At 68.6% G+C, this 20,979-nt stretch carries 12 protein-coding genes; 10 read left to right on the forward strand and 2 right to left on the reverse strand.

Annotation, left to right across the window (positions count from 1 at the left end; all coding sequences use genetic code 11):
- The first annotated feature begins 58 nt into the window (after window positions 1–58).
- Genes ACT009_RS10115 through ACT009_RS10130 form a run of 4 tightly spaced genes read left to right on the forward strand, consistent with a single transcriptional unit; the run spans window position 59 to window position 7,623 of the window.
- Entirely contained in the window at window positions 59–3,463 is a 3,405-nt protein-coding gene (locus tag ACT009_RS10115) for a glycosyl hydrolase 2 galactose-binding domain-containing protein (protein ID WP_445190963.1), read from the forward strand.
- Window positions 3,460–5,409 carry a glycoside hydrolase family 97 protein gene (locus ACT009_RS10120; protein WP_445190964.1) on the forward strand — a complete coding sequence of 650 codons (1,950 nt, stop codon included), beginning with the start codon at window positions 3,460–3,462 and terminating at the stop codon, window positions 5,407–5,409. Before ACT009_RS10115 ends, ACT009_RS10120 begins: the two co-directional genes overlap by 4 nt.
- A 22-nt stretch (window positions 5,410–5,431) precedes the next feature.
- A complete protein-coding gene (locus ACT009_RS10125) occupies window positions 5,432–6,166 on the forward strand; it encodes an SGNH/GDSL hydrolase family protein (RefSeq protein WP_445190965.1) in 735 nt (244 codons plus the stop codon).
- A complete protein-coding gene (locus tag ACT009_RS10130) occupies window positions 6,163–7,623 on the forward strand; it encodes a carboxylesterase/lipase family protein (protein WP_445190966.1) in 1,461 nt (486 codons plus the stop codon). The genes ACT009_RS10125 and ACT009_RS10130 overlap by 4 nt, the downstream gene beginning before the upstream one ends.
- A gap of 132 nt (window positions 7,624–7,755) precedes the next feature.
- On the opposite strand, the gene ACT009_RS10135 is transcribed toward ACT009_RS10130, so the two are convergent.
- On the reverse strand, window positions 7,756–9,024 hold the full coding sequence (locus tag ACT009_RS10135) for a sugar MFS transporter (RefSeq protein WP_445190967.1): 1,269 nt from the start codon (window positions 9,022–9,024) through the stop codon (window positions 7,756–7,758).
- A gap of 216 nt (window positions 9,025–9,240) precedes the next feature.
- Here ACT009_RS10135 and ACT009_RS10140 point away from each other — a divergent pair, with 216 nt between their 5' ends.
- From ACT009_RS10140 to ACT009_RS10155, 4 genes are read left to right on the forward strand one after another with little or no spacing between them, the layout of a single operon-like run.
- Window positions 9,241–10,482, forward strand: a complete 1,242-nt coding sequence (locus ACT009_RS10140) for an ROK family protein (protein ID WP_445190968.1) — start codon at window positions 9,241–9,243, stop codon at window positions 10,480–10,482.
- Window positions 10,483–10,510: 28 nt separating this feature from the next.
- A complete protein-coding gene (locus ACT009_RS10145; protein ID WP_445190969.1) occupies window positions 10,511–11,725 on the forward strand; it encodes a glycoside hydrolase family 27 protein in 1,215 nt (404 codons plus the stop codon).
- A gap of 30 nt (window positions 11,726–11,755) precedes the next feature.
- On the forward strand, window positions 11,756–13,090 hold the full coding sequence (locus ACT009_RS10150) for a glycoside hydrolase 5 family protein (protein ID WP_445190970.1): 1,335 nt from the start codon (window positions 11,756–11,758) through the stop codon (window positions 13,088–13,090).
- A gap of 23 nt (window positions 13,091–13,113) precedes the next feature.
- A complete protein-coding gene (locus tag ACT009_RS10155; RefSeq protein ID WP_445190971.1) occupies window positions 13,114–14,148 on the forward strand; it encodes a glycoside hydrolase family 5 protein in 1,035 nt (344 codons plus the stop codon).
- 258 nt (window positions 14,149–14,406) lie between these two features.
- On the opposite strand, the gene ACT009_RS10160 is transcribed toward ACT009_RS10155, so the two are convergent.
- On the reverse strand, window positions 14,407–15,519 hold the full coding sequence (locus tag ACT009_RS10160; RefSeq protein WP_445190972.1) for a lactonase family protein: 1,113 nt from the start codon (window positions 15,517–15,519) through the stop codon (window positions 14,407–14,409).
- 252 nt (window positions 15,520–15,771) lie between these two features.
- Here ACT009_RS10160 and ACT009_RS10165 point away from each other — a divergent pair, with 252 nt between their 5' ends.
- Together ACT009_RS10165 and ACT009_RS10170 are read left to right on the forward strand one after the other, a co-directional pair.
- Entirely contained in the window at window positions 15,772–18,117 is a 2,346-nt protein-coding gene (locus ACT009_RS10165) for a glycoside hydrolase family 31 protein (protein ID WP_445190973.1), read from the forward strand.
- A gap of 74 nt (window positions 18,118–18,191) precedes the next feature.
- Window positions 18,192–20,741, forward strand: a complete 2,550-nt coding sequence (locus ACT009_RS10170; RefSeq protein WP_445190974.1) for a glycoside hydrolase family 9 protein — start codon at window positions 18,192–18,194, stop codon at window positions 20,739–20,741.
- Window positions 20,742–20,979: the final 238 nt, after the last annotated feature.

The following is a 20,979-nucleotide window of genomic DNA, read 5'->3' on the forward strand; positions in this document are numbered from 1 at the left end:
CCGTGCATGATCGGCGGCACCGCAGGGCAGGCAAGACCCCGGGTGGCAGGAGAGCGTGATGAACAAGCGGGTTTGGATTTCGGCGTTGGCGTCGGCGATTTCGACGGCGGCGATGCCGCTTGCCGCGCAATCCTATGGGCCGTTCAACGTCACCTTCCCCGCCGGCGGCGACGGCATCACCCGGCGGATGGCCGGCGACGACGCCGCGCCGATCGCCCCCGCCGCTTGGACGCTGGCAAGCTGGATCGAGCCGCGCACGATCGTAGCCGGCACGGTGCCGATCGGTGGCCTCGGCGATCCCGCGGGCGCCCGCCGCTTCCTCGCGCTGGTCGATGGCCGCCCCGCGCTGGTCACCGAAGCCGGGGTCCTGACCGGCGGCACCAAGCTGCAGCCGGGCCGCTGGCGCCACCTCGCCGCGAGCTACGCCGGCGGTGTCGCGCGCCTGTTCGTCGACGGTCGCCAGGTCGCGCAGCGCGCGCTCGCCGCCGCCCCCGTCGCCCCGACTGCGCTGCTCGCCCCGCGCGGCGGCCCCGCCTTCGCCGGGCGCATCGCCGGTTTCCGCTTCGACGGCAGCGCGCTCGACGCCGCCGCGCTGCGCCGCACCGCCGCGACGCCGCCCCGCACCGACCTGGTATACCAGACCGGCAGCCCAGACTGGCCGGTGCAGGTCCGCCAGATGTACGGGCAGACCGCCCCGCAGGACGCGTGGACCCTGCCCCGCTCCAAGGCGCCCATCCCCGCCCCCGTCGCCAAGCCCGAACCGACCGGTCCCGCACTGGTCAGCACCGGTCCGGCCAGCTGGGAAGTCCGCGGCTGGCGCCTCGCCGAGGCACCCAAGGTCACCGCCCCCGGCGCCTCGATCAGCCGCGCCGGCTTCGACGCGCGGCGCTGGTATGCGGCGACGGTGCCCGGCACCGTGCTCACCACCCTGGTCGATCGCGGCGTCTACCCCGACCCCGCCTATGGCCTCAACAACACCGTCATTCCCGAAAGCCTCGCGCGCCAGGATTACTGGTATCGCACCGAATTCGACGCGCCGGCGGAGGCCGCCTCGCGCCGCCAGTGGCTGACGCTGGACGGCGCCAATTATGCCGCGGAGGTGTGGCTGAACGGCGCGGTGCTCGGCACCATGAAGGGCGCGTTCATCCGCGGTCGCTTCGACGTCACCGGCAAGCTCGTCCCCGGCCGCAACGCGGTCGCGGTCCGTGTCTCGCCGCCGCCCCATCCCGGCATCGCCCACGAGGAATCGATGACCGCGGGGGTCGGCGAGAATGGCGGCATGATGATGCTCGACGGCCCGACCTTCGGCGCCGCCGAGGGGTGGGACTGGATCCCGACGATCCGCGACCGCAACACCGGGCTGTGGCAGGGCGTCACCCTCACCACCACGGGCGTTGCCCAGCTCGGCGATCCGCAGGTGGTCACGACCCTGCCACGCCGCGACAACAGCGTCGCCGAGGTCGAGATCGGCGTGCCGGTCACCAACCTGTCCGCATCCCCGGTCACCGCCTCGGTCCGGGCCGCGTTCGACGATGTCGTCGTCGACAAGCAGGTGACGCTCGGCCCCGGCGAGACCCGCGACGTCGTCATGAAGCCGTCGGAGTTCCGCCAGCTCGCGGTCCGCAACCCCAAGCTGTGGTGGCCCAACGGTTACGGCGACCAGGCGCTCCACGCGCTGACCATCACCACCACCGTGGACGGCACCGCCAGCGACGCCCGCACGCTGCGCTTCGGGATGCGCCAGGTCACCTACGACATCTCGCTGATGGACCAGCAGGGCGATCTGGAACGCGTCGGCATCGATCTGTCGCGCGCACGTCAGCTTGGACAGCGCATTGTCGACGGATCGCACACCGGCATCCGCAAGGTCACCAACGGCTGGGCGGCGTCGCTCTATCCGGGCGCTGAGAAATCGCCTGCGGTCACCCCGGTGAGCGACGCACCCGGCCTCAGCCCCTACCTCGTCATCCGCGTCAACGGCGTCCGCATCGCGGCGCGCGGCGGCAACATCGGCATGGACGATTTCATGAAGCGCACCGAACGGTCGCGCCTCGAACCCTTCTTCCGGCTGCACAAGGACGCGCACCTCAACATCATCCGCAACTGGGTCGGCCAGAACACCGAGGAAAGCTTCTACGAACTCGCCGACGAATACGGGCTGATGATCCTCAACGATTTCTGGGAATCGACGCAGGACTACAACATCGAGGCGCAGGACCCGCAACTGTTCCTCGCCAACGCGGTCGACACCATCAAACGCTACCGCAACCATCCCTCGATCGTGGTGTGGTTCGGCCGCAACGAAGGCGTGCCGCAGCCGATCGTCAACGAAGGGCTACAGGACGCGATCGCGCGCTACGACGGCACCCGCATCTACATGGGCTCGTCCAACCGCGTGAACCTGCAGAATTCCGGCCCCTATAACTGGCGCGAGCCCGCGGAATATTTCACCGAACACGCCAAGGGCTTCTCGGTCGAATCCGGCACGCCCTCGCTGCCGACGCTGGAGGCGTGGAAGCGGGCGATCCCCGAACCCGATCGCTGGCCGATCGGCGACGCATGGGCCTATCACGACTGGCACCAGACCGGGAACGGCGCGGTGAAGACCTACATGGACGCCCTCGCCCGCCGCTTCGGTCCCGGCACCAGCCTTGAGGATTTCGAACGCAAGGCGCAGATGATGCAGTATGAATCGTACCGCGCGATCTTCGAAGGCATGAACGCCGGGCTGTGGACGCAGAACAGCGGCCGCATGCTGTGGATGACGCAGCCCGCCTGGCCGTCCTCGGCCTGGCAGATCTTCTCGTCCGACTACGACACCCACAGCTCCTTCTACGGGGTCAAGAAAGCGTCGGAACCGGTCCACGTCCAGATGAACCTGCCCGACGGCAAGGTGATCCTGGTCAACAACGGCGTCGCCGCGCTGACCGGCATCACCGTCGCCGCCAAGGCGGTCTCGCTCGACAACCGCGTCCTCGCCGAACGCACCGCGACCGTCACCGCCAAGGCGCAGGCCGAGAACGACGCCTTCGCGCTCGATCTGCCGCGGATCACCGACGGCGGCATGGCGCTGGTCAAGCTCACCGCGACCGCGCGCGACGGCACGTTGCTGTCGACCAACCTCTATTGGCAGGGCCGCGACGATGCCGCTTATCGGGCGCTGAACGCGCTCGCGCCGGTAACGCTGCAGACCGACGCCGCACGCACCCAGGCCGGCGACGAGACCGAGGTGCGCCTCACCTTGCGCAATCCCGGCACCGTCGCCGCGCTCGCCGCCAAGATGACCGTCATGAACGCCGATGGGAGCCAGGTCCTGCCCGCCTATTTCTCCGACAACTACGTGTCGCTGCTGCCCGGTGACATGCGCACGGTGACGATCCGCTATCCGAGCGCGAAGGCGGTGAACCCGCGCATCACCCTGCGCGGCTGGAACGTCGCCGCGGCGTCGGTGACCGTGCAATGATGCGGCTGGCGATCTTCGGCGCGTCGCTGCTCGCGACCGCCGCTGGCGCGCAGACCGTCGCCTCGCCCGACGGCCGGATCGAGGTGACGGTCGCGCGCAACGACCAGAGCCAGCCGACCTATGCGGTCACCGTCGCGGGCAAGCCGCTGCTTGATCCGTCGACGCTCGGGCTGGAATTCGAACGCTACGCCAAGCTGTCGAACGGGCTCGTCGCCGGCCGGGTCGATCGGCGCGCGGGCGAGGATCGCTACACGCTTCCCGCCGGCAAGGTCGCGCAGGTGACCGATCGCTACCGCGAGATGGTGATCCATTTCGCCGAAGCGGACGGGCTGGCGCGCAAGCTCGATCTGGTGGTCCGCGCCTACGACGACGGCATCGCGCTCCGCTACCGCATCCCACGCCAGCCCAATATCGGGCAGTTGCGCATCGCCAACGAACTCACCCAATTCGCCTTCCCCGCCGATTACGCCTGCCACGGCCTCAATCTCGGCACCTTCGGCACCAGCCACGAGGGCGAATACGACCCGGTCGCGGCATCCGCGATCCGCCCGCACAACCTCTACGAACTGCCGCTCGCCTGCCAGGGCGACACCGGTCCCGCCTTCGCGATCACCGAGGCCGATGTCGACGACTATCCGGCCGCCTATCTCACCGGCACCGAGACCGGCCGCCTCGGCGTCGCGGCCAAGCTGACCCGCCGCCCCGACGATCCCGCGATCGCGGTCCGCCGCGACGTCGCCGCCGCGGTCGAGACGCCGTGGCGGGTGGTGATGATCGGCACCACGCCCGGTGCGCTGATCGAGAACACGCTGGTCACCAGCCTCAATCCGCCCGCGCGCGGCGATTTCTCCTGGGTGAAGCCCGGCAAGACCGCCTGGGACTGGTGGTCGGGCCCGATCCTCGCCGGCGTGCCGAAGGCGGGCACCAACGACGCGACGATCCGCGGCTTCATCGATTTCGCCGCGGAACAGAAGCTGCCCTACATGATGGTCGACGACGGCTGGTATGTGAACAGCGGCGACGGCGGCTATCTGAAGCCCGGTGCCGATGCCGCGCAGCCGATCGCCGAGGTGAACATGCCCGCGCTCGTCGACTATGCCGGCCAGCGCCGGATCGGGCTGATCCTGTGGGTGCACTGGAAGCTGCTCGACCGCGACATGGATCGCCTGCTGCCGCTCTACGCCAAATGGGGCGTCAAGGGCATCAAGGTCGATTTCATGGATCGCGACGATCAGGACATGATCGGCTTCTACCACCGCCTCGCCGCCGCCACCGCGCGCAACAAGCTGCTGCTCGACCTGCACGGCGCGACGCATCCCTGGGGCATGATCCGCACCTGGCCCAACTTCATCACCCAGGAGGGTGTGCTCGGCGCCGAGTACAACAAGTGGACCAGGCGCATCACCGCGCGCCACAACGTCACCCTGGCGTACACCCGGATGCTGGCGGGTCCGATGGACTACACCCCCGGCGGCTTCCGCAACCGCGCCCCCGCCGATTTCGCGCCGCGCCCGATCGGCCCCGAGGTCCAGACCACCCGCGGCCACGGGCTGGCGATGTACGTCGTCTATGACAGTCCGCTGATGTCCGTTGCCGATTCGCCCGACGCGTATCGCGGCCAGACCGGGGTCGATTTCATCGCCGCGGTCCCGACCAGCTGGAACGAGACCCGCTTCCTCGCCGGATCGATCGGTGAGTTCGTTGCGGTCGCGCGGCGCAAGGGCCGGACCTGGTATGTCGGCGCGATGACCAACGAGACTGCGCGCAGCGTCACGCTGCCGCTCGGCTTTCTCGGCAAGGGCAGGTTTACCGCCAGGACGTGGCAGGACGGCGCCACCGTAGATGCGGTGGTGACGTCCGATCGCGAGGTTCGCGGCGACGAGGCGCTGACGCTGCAACTCGCCGAAACCGGTGGCGCCGCCGCAATCCTGTCACCGGCGCGTTGATTCCCTTCCGAAGGAGCTACCGATGAAATACGCTTTGACCGCGATCGCGATCGGCCTGACCCTGGCGTCGGCGGTGAAGGTGCAGGCGCAGGACGCGCAGGCGAAGGCCGCGGAGACCCGCTTGCACGACGATTGGGCCTGGATGGGGCGGTATGCCGACGCCAACGCCGCGCTGCCCGCGCCGACCCGCCAGCGCGTCGTCCTGATCGGCGATTCGATCACCCAGGGCTGGTACGACATGGTGCCCGAATTCTTCGCGGGCGACCGGGTCGGCCGCGGTATCGGCGGGCAGACCACGCCGCAGATGCTCGTCCGCTTCCGCCAGGACGTTATCGCGCTGCGCCCCGCCGTGGTCCAGATCATGGCCGGCACAAACGACATCGCCAGCAACACCGGTCCGATGACGATCGAGCAGACCCAGGCCAACATCATGTCGATGGCCGAACTGGCGCGGCTGCACGGCATCCGCGTGATCCTCGCCTCGATCCCGCCCGCCGACCATTTCCCGTGGCGTCCCGGCCTCGTCACCGCACCCAAGATCGCCGCGATCAACAGCTGGATGAAGAGCTACGCCGCCCGCACCGGCGCGGTCTACGCGGATTACTGGACCGCGCTCCACGACGGCGACGCGATGCGCGCCGACTATACGAAGGACGGCGTCCACCCCACCAAGGCCGGCTATGCGGCGATGGCGCCGGTCGCGAACGAAGCGATCCGCAAGGCGCTCGCCGGCCCCGCGCCTACTGCCAAGCCATGATCGCCGCCGCACTCGCGCTGCTCGCCGCCGGTCCGGTGGTCGCGACCGACGACGGCCCGGTGCGCGGCGAGGCAGCGGCGGCGGACGGCGCGGTGTTCCGCGGCATCCCCTACGCCAAGCCCCCGGTCGGTCCGTTGCGCTGGCGCGCGCCCGAACGCCCGGCGCCGTGGCGCACCCCGATCGACGCGATCGCCGAGCACAAGGCGTGCCCGCAGCCGGTCTATGGCGACTGGAACCGCAAGGCCGCCGAGAACAGCGCCGAAGACTGCCTATTCCTCGACATCCGCACGCCCTCGCTAGGCAAGGGCGCGAAGCTGCCCGTGCTGGTCTGGATCCATGGCGGCGGCAATCGCGGCGGCGCCGCCGGCGGCACCGTCGAATCGCGGATCACCGACGGCGGCATCGTCCTGGTCAGCATCCAGTACCGTCTCGGCGCGCTCGGCTTCATGTCGCACCCCGCGCTGAGTGCCGAGAACAAGGGCAGCTCGGGCAATTACGCGTTGCTCGATCAGCGGCTCGCACTCGAATGGATCCGGCGCAACATCGCGCGCTTCGGCGGCGATCCCGCGAAGGTCACGATCGCCGGTCAGTCCGCCGGCGCGCAGGACGTCGCGCTCCAGCAATTGTTGCCGGGATCGCGCGGGCTGTTCGCGCAGGCGATCCAGGAGAGCGGCACCGCCGGCTTCGGCGTCGCCCCGCGCACCCTCCGGCAGAACGAACGCCTCGGCGAGATGATCGCGGCAAAGGCGGGCGCCCGCCCCGGCGCCACCGCCGCCCAGCTCCGCGCGCTGCCCGCCGCCGCGTTGATCGCCGCGCAGGAGGCGGTCGACGTTCCCGATCTCGACGACGACAGCTTCATCTGGTTGCAGGCGGTGGTCGACGGCCGGATCCTCCCCGACACCCCCGCTCGCATGCTCGCTACCGGCCGCCGCGCCCCCGTCCCGCTCATCGTCGGCGTCAACGCGCGCGAGCTGACCCTCCACGGCGGCAGCCCGGCCGCAGCGGCGACGATACGCCGTGAATTCCCGCGCGCGCCCGATCGTGCCCTCGCCGTCTACGGCCTGGGCAAGGGCCAGTCACCCGTTGACGACGCGAGGCTCGGCGACGCGACCGTCCAGCTCGCCACCGACCTCACCTTCCGCTGTCCCGCCGTGGCGCTTTCGAAACTGGCGGCCACACAGGCCGGCAAGGTCTGGCAATATCAGTTCGATTATGGCGCGACGGTCGCGCACAGCAGCGAGCTCCGCTACGTCTTCGACGCCCCCGCGCCCGGCGCACCGCCGCTGCAACGCTATTGGGTAAACTTCGTCCGCACCGGCGATCCGAACGGCGACGCGCTCGCGACATGGCCGCGCTACGATCCGACCACCCGCGCCTACCTGTCCTTCACCGCTCAGGGCGCGGTGCCCGCGCGAGACCTGCGCGGCGAGATCTGCGAGTTGCGCGACACGCCGTAACACCATGATCCTCCCCTGTAAGGGGAGGTGGCTGGCGCCAGCCAGACGGAGGGGTGACACGCTACCGAGAGGAGATCACCCCTCCGTCAGGGCTGCGCCCTGCCACCTTGCCTGCAAGGGGAGGACATTCCCTCAATGCGCCGACGCGTACGCCTGATCCTCGCGCGTCGCCGCCACCCGCACCCGCCCGGCTGCAATCGCGAATCCCACGATCGCCGCATAGCACAGCGCCGGCACCACGAACGCGCCGCCCAGCCCCAGGCTCTTCGACACCAGCCCGAACAACAGCGGCACGAACGCGCCCCCGACGATCGCCACGCACAGGAGCCCTGCGGTCGCGGATTGCGAGGCGGTCGACCGCTCCAACGTCAGCGTGAAGATGATCGGGAACATCACCGAATTGAACAACCCGATCGACAGCGCCGCGCCCGCCGCGGTGGTGCCGGTCACCTGCGTCACCGCGAGACAGAGCAGCGCCGCCACGCCCGCCGCGGTCGCCAGCAGCCGCCCCGCCGCGACCCGGGTCAGCAGCGCGCTGCCGAGGAAACGCCCGACCATCGCGCCGCCCCAGTAGAAGGCGAGCAGATGCCCGCCGCGCTCCGCGCTGACGCCCGCGATCGAGGGTTGCTCGAGGAAGTTGACCAGCACCGATCCGATCGAGACCTCGGCACCGACATACAGGAAGATCGCCGCCGCGCCCAGCAGCGCCCAGCGCGAGCGCAGCGCATCGAGCACCGACCCGGCCGGCGCCACCCCCGCCTGCGCGGCGCGGTCGATGGTGCCACGCTGACGGTACAGGAACACCGCGAGTGCGACGATGATCGCGGCGATCGCGAAATAGGCAGTGTTGATCCGGCCCAGCGATTCGTCGATCTTCTCGGGCGTGACGACCCCGCCCGCGAACAGCCCGCCGGTCAGCAGCGCGGTCGCGGCGATCGGCGGCGCGATCAGCGTGCCGAGCGAGTTGAACGCCTGGCTCAGCGTCAGCCGGAAATGCGACTTCTCGCGCGGGCCGAGCACCGCCGACAGCGGATTGGCCGCGACCTGCAACAAGGTGATTCCCGATGCGATCACGAACAGCGCGACGAGCACCAGCCAATAGCCGCGGATCTGCGTCGCCACCGGGATCAGCAGGCACCCGATCACCATCGTCGCCAGCGCGACCGTGATCGACCGCGACGACCCCAGCCGCACCGCCAACGCCGCAGCCGGCAGCGAGACGATTCCATAGGCGAGGAAGAAGGCGAATTGCGTCAGCAGCGCCTCGGTCACCGACAGCGCGAAGATCGACCGCACCGCGGGGACGAGCACGTCGTTGATCGACGTCACCGCTCCCCAGATGAAGAACAGCATGGTAACGTAACCGAATGCTGTCTTGCTTCCCGCGGGTTCGTTGCTCATCATCCCTCATCCCCGTTATCGGATCTACGTCCGTATCTGACAGTCGACAGTGGCGCAGACATAAGAAAAGTCAATTTAGATAATTTATTGTGTTCCTGCGCCCGATCGCACATCGTGTCGCCTGACGAATTGCGAGTGGCCGGGCGGCAGACGCGGTGCTCGATCGATACGGTACGGCCGGGGGCGGCCATCGCCTGCGGGCAAGAGGGGATGACGATGCCGGTGACGGGCACGAGGCGGACGAATGAACTGGGGTCGGTGGCGCTGCGCAAGCGATCGTCGCGGCTGTCGCTCAGCCTGTCGGGCACCAATCTCGAACGCGCGGGCGATTACAACCTGCGCACCGTGCTCCAGGCGATCCGGCTCGGCGGCGAGACCACGCGGGTCGATCTCGCGCAGCAGACCGGCCTCACCGCGCCGACCATCGCCAACATTACCGGCCGCCTCGCCGACATGGGACTGATCAAGTCCGCGGGGCGCCGGGTCGGCGGGCGCGGGCAGCCCGCGATGCGGCTGGTGATCGATCCCGACGGCGCCTTCGCGATCGGGCTGACGATCGACCGCGATCATCTGACCCTGGTGACGCTCGATCTCGCGGGCGAGGTCCGCAGCCGGATCACGCGCGAAATCGCGTTCGCGCTGCCCGCCGACGTCATCGGCTTCGTCGACGACGAGCTCGACAATGCGGTTCGCGAGGGCGGGGTAGACCGCGAGCGCGTGCTCGGCCTCGGCGTCGCGATCCCCGACGAGATCAGCACGATCGCCCAGCCCGGCCGCCCCGCCGCCTACGACATCTGGCACGACACCGATGTCGGCGCGCTGCTGGAGGATAGCGTGCCCTGGCCGGTACATGTCGACAACGACGCCGCTGCCGCAGCGCTCGGCGAGGCGCAGTGCGGCACGGTGTTCGAACATCCGAGCTTCTTCTACCTGTTGATCAGCGTCGGGCTCGGCGGCGGGCCGGTGTTCGATCGCACCTATCATCGCGGCGCGACGCATCGCAGCGGCGAGATCGGGCTGATGCCCGATGCCGGCGCGGGCGTGCCCGGCGCGGTGGTGCAGGACACGGTGTCGCTGTCGGCGCTGCGCGGCCGGCTCGACGCTGCGGGCTTTCCCGACTGCGGCATCGACCAGCTCGTCGACGGCGTGGACGGCGAGCAGGCGGTGATCGATGCGTGGCTGCACGACTGCGCCCGCGCGCTGACCGCGCCGCTGGTCGCGATCAACTGCCTGATCAATCCCGACGCGATCCTGATCGGCGGGCGGCTGCCGATGCCGCTGATCCAGCGCCTGTCCGTCGGGCTCACCGCCGCGCTGAAGGACATCAAGCTGCCGTCGCGCGCCAAGATCCTGCCCGCGGTCATGGCGGAGGACGCCCCCGCGATCGGCGCCGCGATCCTCCCCTTCCTGGATCACGTCCTCCCCTCCGACGCGATCCTGATCCAGGCCGGCCGCTGACCCGCCGCGACATTTCGAGGACCCGAGCATGATCATGAGATTTTTCGCGATCGCGGCGGCCCTGCTGCTCTGCGCACCGGCGACCGCGCAGGAGGCGATCGACCAGAACACGCTGGCGCCGTCGAAGGACCCGACCCGCACCGCCAACGGCCTTGCCCAGACCCCGCCGATGGGCTGGAACAGCTGGAACAAGTTCAACTGCAAGATCGACGAGAAGACCGTCCGCGCGGTCGCCGACGGGATGGTGTCGACCGGCATGAAGGACGCCGGCTACACCTATGTCGTGGTCGACGATTGCTGGCATGGCCAACGCGACAAGGACGGCTTCATCGGCGCCGATCCCGCACGCTTCCCCAGCGGGATGAAGGCGCTCGCCGACTATGTCCATTCGCGCGGGCTGAAGTTCGGCATCTATTCGGACGCCGGACGCAAGACCTGCGGTGGCCGGCCCGGCAGCCAGGGCCATGAATATCAGGACGCGATCACCTATGCCCGCTGGGGCGTCGACTATCTGAAATACGACTGGTGCAACACCGGCACCCGCAATGCCGAGGAGGCTTATGCGCTGATCGCCGACGCGCTCCGCGCCACCGGCCGCGACGTCGTGCTGTCGATCTGCGAATGGGGCAACAACCGGCCGTGGGACTGGGGCAAGAAGATCGGCAACCTCTGGCGCACGACCGGCGACATCACCGACAAATGGGTCGGCAAGTACAATTACAGCTGGGGCGTGATGTCCATCGCCGACATGAACGAACCGCTCTGGCCGCATGCCGGCCCCGGCCACTGGAACGATCCCGACATGCTCGAGGTCGGCAATGGCGGTCTCACCGACACCGAATACCGCACCCATTTCTCGCTCTGGGCGATGATGGCGGCGCCGTTGATCGCAGGTAACGACATCGCCGCGATGGACGACGCGACCCGCGCGATCCTGTTGAACCACGACGTCATCGCGATCGACCAGGACCGGCTCGGCGTCCAGGGTCGCCGCGTCTGGAAGGACGGTGACCGCGAGATATGGGTCAAGCCGCTGGCCGGCGGCGCCCGCGCGGTGCTGCTGCTGAACCGCGGCGAGGCACCCGCGACGATCACCACGACCTGGGACCAGCTCGGCCTTCCCGATCGTCTCGGCGCCAGCGTTCGCGACCTGTGGGCGCACCGCGATCTCGGCCGCAAGCGCGGCTCGGCCGTCGCCACCGTCGCGCCGCACGGCGTCGCGATGTTCCGCATCCAGCCCTGAGCCGCTACAGAACGACATTAGGAGAGTATCATGGTCACGCGTAGGACATTGCTGGCGACCGGCGCGGCCGCCGCCGGCGCACTCGCCGCACCGGCGATCGCGGCGCCGCCGTCGCGCTTCGTTCGCCGCGTCGGCACCGCGCTACGGCTCGGCGACCAGCCGTACCGCTTCGTCGGCGCCAACATCTGGTACGGCGCCTATCTCGGCGCCGACGCCGCGTTCGGCGATCGCGACCGGCTGCGGCGCGAGCTCGACGCGGTCGCCGCGCTCGGCATCACCAATCTGCGCGTGCTCGCCTCGTCCGAATTGTCGCCGCTGCGCAACTCGATCACGCCGACTTTCCGCGGACCCGGCAAGGATTATAACGAGACGCTGTTCGGCGGCCTCGATTTCCTGCTCGCCGAAATGGCCAAGCGCGGTCTGCGCGCGGTCCTCTATGTCGGCAATTTCTGGGAATGGTCGGGCGGGATGATGACGTACCTGTCGTACGTCAACGGTGGCACGTTCATCAACATGAACGACCCCGCGCATCCCTGGCCCGAATTCGCCGACATGGCCGCGCAATTCTACGGCAACGCCGCCGCGGTGGCGCTTTACCGCGACTATGTCCGCGCCGTAGTCGGGCGGACCAACCGCGTCACCGGCACCGCCTATGCCGACGATCCGACGATCATGGCCTGGCAGCTCGCCAACGAACCGCGCCCCGGCGGCAGCGAGGCCGCCGCGATCGCCAACCTTCCCGCCTTCTACCGCTGGGTCCGCGACACCGCGGCGCTGATCAAGACCATCGACCGCAACCATCTCGTCTCGACCGGCAGCGAAGGGCTGAAGGGCGCGATCGAGCGCGCCGACATCGTCGAGGCCGAACACCGCATCGACGGCATCGATTATCTCACCGCGCACGTCTGGCCCCTCAATTGGAGCTGGGTCGATGCCAAGGATCTCGCCGGCACCTACGATGCCGGCGCGGCGAAGGTGCAGGATTACATCGACCGCCACATTGCCCTCGCCACGAAGCTCGGCAAGCCGCTGGTGATCGAGGAATTCGGCTACCCGCGCGACGCCGGCAGCTATGCGCCCACCGCCACCACCGCGTTCAAGGACCGCTTCTACCGCCAGGTCTATGCCGCAGTGCTCGCCAGCGCCAAGGCGAACGGGCCGATCGCGGGATCGAACTTCTGGGCGTGGAGCGGCGAGGGTCGCGCCGCGCACGACGACTTCCGGTTCCAGCGCGGCGACCGTTCCTATGTCGGCGATCCGCCGCACGAGCCTCAGGGCTGGTACGGCGTCTTCTCGACCGATCGCACCACCCGGCAAGTGATCCGCGACCATGCCGCCGCGCTCGCCGCCACCGTCACCGCCTGATCGTCCAGACGAGGAACCCGCCGATGCACCTTCCCCTGCTCGCCCTTGCCGCCGCCCTGCTCGCCACCCCGGTCGCCGCGCAGTCCCCTGCCGCCAAGCCGCCCACGGTGTCGGCCGCCACGCCCGGCCAGGGCCCCGCCTGGCAGACCGCCGCCAGACTACGCCGCGGCGTCAACATCATCGGCTATGATCCGCTGTGGAACGACCCCGCCAAGGCCCGCTTCAAGACCCGCCACTTCACGATCATCAAGCAGGGCGGGTTCGATTTCGTCCGCGTCGTGCTGCAGTCGTTCAAGCATATGGACGCGCAGAACCGGCTCGATCCGCAATGGCTCGCGACGCTCGACCGCGTGGTGAAGGAGGCGACCGCTGCAGGGCTGGGCGTGATCATCGACGAACATGATTTCAATGCCTGCTCTGCCGATCCCGCCGCGTGCGAGCCGAAGCTGACCGCGTTCTGGACGCAAATCGCCGAACGCTATCGCGCCGCGCCCGACACCGTCCTGTTCGAACTGCTCAACGAACCCCACGCCCCGCTCGACGCCGCGGCATGGAACGCGATGGTCGCCAAGCTCATTCCGCTGGTCCGCGCCACCAACCCGAACCGCACGCTGGTGATCGGTCCGACGCGCTGGAACAACCTCGAGGAACTGCCGACGCTCGTCCTGCCGAAGGACGATCGCAACATCCTCGTCACCTTCCACTCCTATGAACCGTTCCGCTTCACCCACCAGGGCGCGCCCTGGACCGAAGACACCGCCAAGCTGAAGAACATCCCGTTCACCCCCGCGGACGAGGCGCGCATCAAGGCCGATTACGACAAGGTCGGCGCCTGGTCGAAGGCCAACGACCGCCCGGTGCTGATGGGCGAGTTCGGCGCCTACGAAAAGAGCGGCACCCCGATCGCCGACCGCGCCCGCTACACCGCCACCGTCCGTCGCGAAGCCGAAGCGCACGGCTTCCCCTGGGCCTATTGGCAGTTCGACAGCGACTTCATCCTTTACGACATCGATCGCGACCAATGGGTCGAGCCGATCCGCAAGGCGCTGATACCTTAGTGCGAGGCGAAGATACTCGTCTCTCCCTTAGGCTCGGATTTGTCCAAGTTTGGACATCGCGGATCCTCCTCTGCAAGGGGAGAATTCCCACGCGTACGATCCTGATTGAAACCAACGCTAGTACCACCCCGGCGGAGGCCGGGGCCCAGTTGGGAGACAATCGTGGCTAAGCGCCGCACTCCATCACCCGGGCCTTTCTGCCTGGGCCCCGGCCTCCGCCGGGGTGGTGTAAGGGCAGGGAGAGCGCAGGCGAGGAGCTCAGGCCCCAACCACCCCGAGGAACGCCACCCCCGGCACCGACAGCCGCTCCCCCGTCGCCGCCAGCCGACCGTCCGGCTGAAGCGCCAGCAGGTCCAGCGTCCCCGACCGCTCGTTGGCGACCATCACCTGCCGCTGATCCTCCAGCAACAGGAAGAAGCGCGGCCACCGCCCGCCACCCGAGACATGCTGGAGCAGCGTCGGCGCGCCGGCGGCGTCGAGCGCGAACACCGCGATGCTGTCATGCCCGCGGTTCGATACGTAGAGCCGGCGACCCGCTCGATCGATCGCGATATGTCCCGCCTGGCTCGCACCGGTGAAGCCTGCTGGCAGCGTCGACACGATCTGCCGCGTCGCGAACTGCCCGTCCGCGCTGGCGTGCAGCGCCGCGACGACATTGCCCATCTCGCACACCACATAGGCGACCGGCAGCCGCGGATGGCGGACCAGGTGCCGAGGCCCCGCGCCCGGCGGCGCCTGCCACGCCTCGCCCGCGGGCGTGAGGCTCCGTGCCTTGGCGTCGAAGGCGTAGCGGAAGATCCGATCGGCGCCGAGATCGATCGCATGCAGCCACCGTCGATCGGGGCTGAACCCGACCCAATGGGCGTGCGGCGCGGTCTGCCGGTCGCGATTGGGGCCGCCACCCTTGTGCATGAACTGGATCGGCTCGCCCGGCGCACCGGTCCGGGGATCGAGGCGAACGAACGCGATCCCGCCGCTCGAATAATGCGCGATCGCCAGGCACGCGCTGGCGCGGTCGATCGCGAGATAGCAGGGGTCCGCGCCACCGGTCGGCACCGCCGCACGCCGCCGCCACCCCGGACCATAGGCGCCGAGCGACCCCGCGCCGCCCTCCTTCGCCAGATAATAACTGCCCGCGGGCCCGCCGCCGACCCCGAAGGACGCATCGTCGATCCCGCCGATCGGTGCATCGACCCGCCAGCGGTTACCGTCGCGGACGACCGGATACAGCCCCTTGCCGCCCTCGCGCGCATAGGTTCCCGCGATCAACCGGACCGCACCACCCTCGCCTGCGCCGCGCAACGCACCCGCCAGGCTCGCCGTCGCCACCGCGCCCAGTGCCGCCCGCCGCGTCATCGTCCAGTCGTTCATCCGTCGCCTCTCGTCGGTCCGGCATCGTCATAGCGCGGTGCGCCCATCCCGCCACGCCGATGTTTCTCCGCGCCCGCTGCCACGCCCTTTCGTCATCCTCGCGAAGGCGGGTAGGACGGATTTGCAGCAAGGCCTGCGAATCCGCGAAAACCACCCCGACCAAGGTCGCACGCCACACCCCGTGCCATCGCTTGCAGCGCCCCATCAGTCGGCTACACCACGCGCGGGTCGGAACCGAGGGGGAGAGAAACGATGCAGCACATCAACAGCGGGCGCCGCCTGGTCCGCGGCATCCTAGCCACCGGCGCCGCGGCGCTTGCGATGTCGGCCGCCGACGCTGCGCCGCTCGCCAGCGTCGATCGCAACGGCAGCATCGTCGCGGTCGAGCCCTACGCACCCAACATCGTCCGCGTCACCATCTCGCTCGATCGTGCGCTTGCCGACGCCGCGCCCGGCGAGGGGCCCAACGCCAAGCCCGACGCGACCGGGTGGAGCCACCGCCGCGACGGCGGGGCCGACGTCTTCGCGTCGCCCGCGTTGACCCTCACCGTCAATGCCCAGCCCTGGCCCAAGGCGCCGACCCAGATGGAGCGGTATTTCGCGCCGTCGCTGCCGCCGGTGTCGCTGTCGATCCGCGGCGCCGACGGTCGCCAGCTCGCCGAGATGACCGGCTGGGAGCTCGCGCCGCACACCGTCAATGGCGAGAAGACCTTCCGCGTCGGCGCCAGCTTCGCGGTCCAGCCCGACGAGCATTATTACGGCCTCGGCCAGCATCAGGACGGCGTGCTCGACCTGAAGGGCCGGACCATCGATTGCCGGCATTACTACGACGCACCGATGGGCGAGAGCGTGTGCGTGCCGTTCATGGTCACCAACAAGGGCTATGGCATCGTCTGGGACAATCCCTCGGTCACCACCGTCTCGCCTGGCCTGCACAATCGCACCCACTGGCAGTCCGAAGTCGGCGAACGCGTGTCGTTCTTCGTGATCACCGGCAACACCACCGACGAACTCTACGCCGGCTATGCCCGGCTGACCGGGGGTACGCCGCTGCCACCCAAGGCCGCGTTCGGGCTGATCCAGTCCAAGGCGCGCTATGAATCCCAGGCCGAGATGCTCGGCATCGCCCAGGGTTATCGCAAGCGCGACCTGCCGATCGACATCATGGTGCTCGACTGGTTCCACTGGACGCGGATGGGGCAGCTCGACATCGATCGCACCTTCTTCCCCGATCCAAAGGCGATGAACGCCACGCTGAAATCGATGGGGATGCATTCGATCATCAGCGTGTGGCCACGGTTCGAACGCGAATCGCGCTATTACGACTATCTGACCACCAAGGGCTGGCTGCTGCACGACGCCGACGGCAGCGTCGTCGATGGCTTGCCGGTACGCGCCGACCGCGCGGGTGCGCTGCTCGATTCGACCAACCCCGATGCGCGCGAATGGTTCTGGGGCAAGATCCGCGACAACATCGCGTCGGAGGGGTTCGACTGGTTCTGGCTCGACGAGACCGAACCCGATCTGGTGCCCGACGGGCATTTCTTCTCGATCGGGTCGGGCGATCGCTACCACAATCTCTATCCGCTGGTGCACACCTCGAGCGTCGCGGACGGCTCGGCGCGCGACCGGCCGACGATGCGCAACGTCATCCTGGCGCGCGCCGCCTATCTCGGCAGCCAGCGCAACGGTGGGCTGTTCTGGTCGTCGGACGTCCAATCGACCTGGGAGGCGCTGCGCCGCCAGGTGCCGACCGGCCTCGGCTTCACCGCAAGCGGGCTCGCCTACTGGAGCAGCGACACCGGCGGCTGGCAGTGGCCGAACGGCTCCAAGGCGCCACACCCCCCCCTACTCGACCCCGCCGGCGCGATCGCGATGGGCCCGGATTACGCCGACTATCCCGAGCTGTTCGCGCGCTGGTTCGCCTATAACAGCTTTACCCCGACGCTGCGCATCCACGGTCAGCGCCCCGGCACCGCGCTCTGGGAATACGGCACCGCGGCCGAGCCGGTGCTCGCGAAGTTCCTGAACCTGCGATACGCGCTGATGCCCTATCTCTACTCGCTCGGGCACGACACCTACCGCACTGGCGCGCCGTTCATGCGCGCACTGTTCATGGATTTCCCGAACGATCCGAAGGTGGCGACGATCGGCGACCAATATATGTTCGGCCCTGCCTTCCTGGTCGCGCCGGTGACCGACCAGGGGGTCACCACCCGCAAGGTCTATCTGCCCGCGGGCGCCGACTGGTACGATTACTGGACCGACCAGCGCCACGCCGGCGGCCAGACGATCGACGTCGCCGCGCCGATCGACCAGATCCCGCTGTTCGTCCGTGCCGGATCGATCGTGCCGATGGGCGTGAAGGTGCCGAGCACCGCAACCAGGCAGATGATCGAATCGATCCGCGTCTATCCCGGCCGCGATGCGCGCTTCTCGCTGTACGACGACGACGGTGTGACCAACGCGTACCGCACCGGCGGCGGCAAGACTGCGTCACTCCGCTGGAACGATACCGCCAAGCGGCTCACTGCGTCGGGCAAGCTGCCGACAGGCCAGGACGCGGCATCGCTGGTGAAGGTCGTCGGCTCTCAATGAGCCTACGACCTTTTGCCCGTTGATCTTTGCCAAGGAGGTTCATTATAGCGCTACCATAAGCCGGAGAGGGTAGCATGGACGGATACGAACGGCGGGCGCTGGCGACCGCGTTGGCCACGGCGTGCGTCATCGCTTCCACGCCGCTGGCCGCGCAGCAGGCGGCACCCGCGCCGGCAGCCTCGACTGCATCGCTCCGGCTCGCCTCCGCCGGCTATTACGAGGCGCCCGGCGTCAACTGGCTGGTGTTCAGCAACTGGTATGACGGCTTGTTCGCCGACGCCAAGATGAGCGGCGTCGAATTGATCCAGCAGGACGTCCGTACCGTCACCAACGGCGACGTCCGCCTCTCCGCTACCCCCGGACAATGGGATCCGATCGGCCGGCTCGTAGAGCGCAAGGTCGATGCGAAGACCGGCGTGGTCGAGGCGGTGCTGGAATATCCCGACTATCAGTTCCGCTACGTTGTCCGGGCGGAGCCGCGCGGCGGCTCGCTGCTGGTGTCGATCGTCCTGCCGTCGGCGCTGCCCGCGGCGCTCGACGGCAAGGCGGGGTTCAATCTCGAATTTCTTCCCTCCGCCTATTTCCACAAGAGCTTCATGGCCGACGGCCGCGGCGGCACCTTCCCGCTCTACGCATCGAGCGCGATGACCGCCACCGCGACCCGCAACGCCGCCAGCGGCCGCAGCGACGGTCCCGGCGCCGAGCCGCAGCCGATGGCGACCGGACGCAGCTTCGTCTTCGCGCCCGAGGATCCGGCGCGGCGCGTCACGGTGCGCTCCGCCGATGCGGACATCGCCTTGTACGACGGTCGCAACCAGGCGCAGAACGGCTGGTTCGTATTGCGCACGCTGCTTCCCGCGGGCCGCACCGGCACGGTGGTGCAATGGACGCTCGATGCCGCCGCCGCACCCGGTTGGCTGCGCACCCCGGTGATCGGCCATTCGCAGCTCGGCTATACCCCGGGCGAGCGCAAGGTCGCCACGCTGGAGCTCGACCGGGCCGATATCGTTCGCGGGCCCATCCGCCTCCTGAAGGTCGCGCCGGCCGGATCGACCAGCGTCGCCGCCAGCGGCCGCGCGACCGCATGGGGCGATTACCTACGCTACCGCTATGCACGGTTCGATTTCAGCACGGTGCGCGAACCCGGCATCTACATGCTCGAATACGGCAAGACCCGCACCGCGCCGTTCCGCATCGCCGACGATCTCTACGCCGATGCCTGGCACCCGACCCTCGACGTCTACTTCCCGGTCGCGATGGACCATATGTTCGTCAACGAGGCGTACCGCGTCTGGCACGGCGATCCGCACCGCGACGATGCCCGCCAGGCCCCGGTCGACCACGAACATATCGACCTGTACCGGCAGGGTCCCACCACCGATTCCAAGTACAAGCCCGGCGAACACATCCCCGGCCTGAACGTCGGCGGCTGGCTGGATGCGGGCGATTTCGACATCCGCACCCAGACTCAATATGCGGTAATCCGCTCGATGGTCGAAAGCTGGGAGCGGTTCCGCCCGACCCGCGACACCACCAGCATCGATCCCGTCAAACGTCGGGTCGAGATGCACGTGCCCGACGGCGCGCCCGACCTCCTCCAGCAGATCCGCCACGGTGCGCTGCAGTTGGTCGCGCAATATGACGCGGTCGGCCACGCCATCAACGGGATCGTCGAGCCCGATGTCGGACAATACACCCATCTGGGCGACGCCTCGACCAAGACCGATGGCCTGATCTACGACGCGAAGCTCGCGGAGCAGGATGCGAAGGACGGGCGCAGCGGCGTGCCCGACGATCGCTGGGCCTTCACCAGCCGCTCTACCGCCCTTCAATACGGCTCCGCCGCCGGGCTCGCGGCGGCCAGCCGCGCGCTCGCGGGCTTCGACGACCCGCTGTCCGCGCGCGCGCTGCAGATCGCGGAACGGACCTGGCAGCAGGAACACAGCCAGCCGCCCGCCTTGTTCAGGCACGGCAACACCACCGGTGGCCCGATCGAGGCCGAGGAACTGGCCGCCGCGGTCGAATTGCTCGTCGCCACCCGCAACGCCCGTTACGCCGACCGCATCGCGGCGCTGTGGCCGACGATCGAGAAGACCTTCCCGCGCGACGCGACGACGGTGCTCCGTGCGCTGCCGTTCATGCCCGCGTCGTTCCGCATGACGATCACGCCCGCGGTACGCGCCTGGGCCGTCGACGCCGCGATGATCGCCAAGGCCAATCCCTACGGCGTCCCGATCACCACCGGCGGCTGGGCGGGCAACGGCACGGTGCTCGAATTCGGCCTGACCGCCTATGCGCTGCACAAAGCGTTTCCGGAGATCGTCGGGTCCGCGCCAGTGTTCGCCAGCCTGGCCTTCCTGCACGGCAATCATCCCGGCTCCGACATCTCCTTCGTCTCCGCGGTCGGCACCCGATCCAAGGAAGTCGCCTATGGCAACAATCGCGCCGACTTCACTTTCATCGCCGGCGGCGTGGTGCCGGGAACCTTGATCGTCAAACCCGACTTCCCGGAGAACAAGGAGGATTGGCCGTTCTTCTGGGGCGAGAACGAATATGTCGTTCCCGAAGGTGCCGCCTACATCCAATTGGCCAACGCCGCCGCCGATCTCGCCCGTCGCCGTTGAATGCTGCAGCGGCGAACGTGACAATTTTGCCAACATCTTCGCTGTTCGTGCGTCAAACCGTCGCATCGAGACATAAAACAAGTGATTTTGCGTACCGAACACGTTAGAGCAATGATAGCGCTATCGTGAGAGCCACAACGGCCAAGCGTCACTGTCGCAATCGACGACAAACTTAGGAGGGGGTTTCCAAATGAAGAACCGTACACGCCTGCTGGTTCAATCCGTATCCAGCATGGCT

It is taken from the genome of Sphingomonas sp. Tas61C01, from assembly GCF_052567495.1.

Excerpts from the sequence above, each read along its gene's own strand:
- ACT009_RS10115 (WP_445190963.1), top strand. The coding sequence starts at position 59 with ATGAACAAGCGGGTTTGGATTTCGGCGTTGGCGTCGGCGATTTCGACG.
- ACT009_RS10125 (WP_445190965.1), top strand. The coding sequence starts at position 5,432 with ATGAAATACGCTTTGACCGCGATCGCGATCGGCCTGACCCTGGCGTCG.
- ACT009_RS10130 (WP_445190966.1), top strand. The coding sequence starts at position 6,163 with ATGATCGCCGCCGCACTCGCGCTGCTCGCCGCCGGTCCGGTGGTCGCG.
- ACT009_RS10155 (WP_445190971.1), top strand. The coding sequence starts at position 13,114 with ATGCACCTTCCCCTGCTCGCCCTTGCCGCCGCCCTGCTCGCCACCCCG.
- ACT009_RS10120 (WP_445190964.1), top strand. The coding sequence starts at position 3,460 with ATGATGCGGCTGGCGATCTTCGGCGCGTCGCTGCTCGCGACCGCCGCT.
- ACT009_RS10170 (WP_445190974.1), top strand. The coding sequence starts at position 18,192 with ATGGACGGATACGAACGGCGGGCGCTGGCGACCGCGTTGGCCACGGCG.
- ACT009_RS10140 (WP_445190968.1), top strand. The coding sequence starts at position 9,241 with ATGCCGGTGACGGGCACGAGGCGGACGAATGAACTGGGGTCGGTGGCG.
- ACT009_RS10160 (WP_445190972.1), bottom strand. The coding sequence starts at position 15,519 with ATGAACGACTGGACGATGACGCGGCGGGCGGCACTGGGCGCGGTGGCG.
- ACT009_RS10135 (WP_445190967.1), bottom strand. The coding sequence starts at position 9,024 with ATGAGCAACGAACCCGCGGGAAGCAAGACAGCATTCGGTTACGTTACC.
- ACT009_RS10145 (WP_445190969.1), top strand. The coding sequence starts at position 10,511 with ATGATCATGAGATTTTTCGCGATCGCGGCGGCCCTGCTGCTCTGCGCA.
- ACT009_RS10165 (WP_445190973.1), top strand. The coding sequence starts at position 15,772 with ATGCAGCACATCAACAGCGGGCGCCGCCTGGTCCGCGGCATCCTAGCC.
- ACT009_RS10150 (WP_445190970.1), top strand. The coding sequence starts at position 11,756 with ATGGTCACGCGTAGGACATTGCTGGCGACCGGCGCGGCCGCCGCCGGC.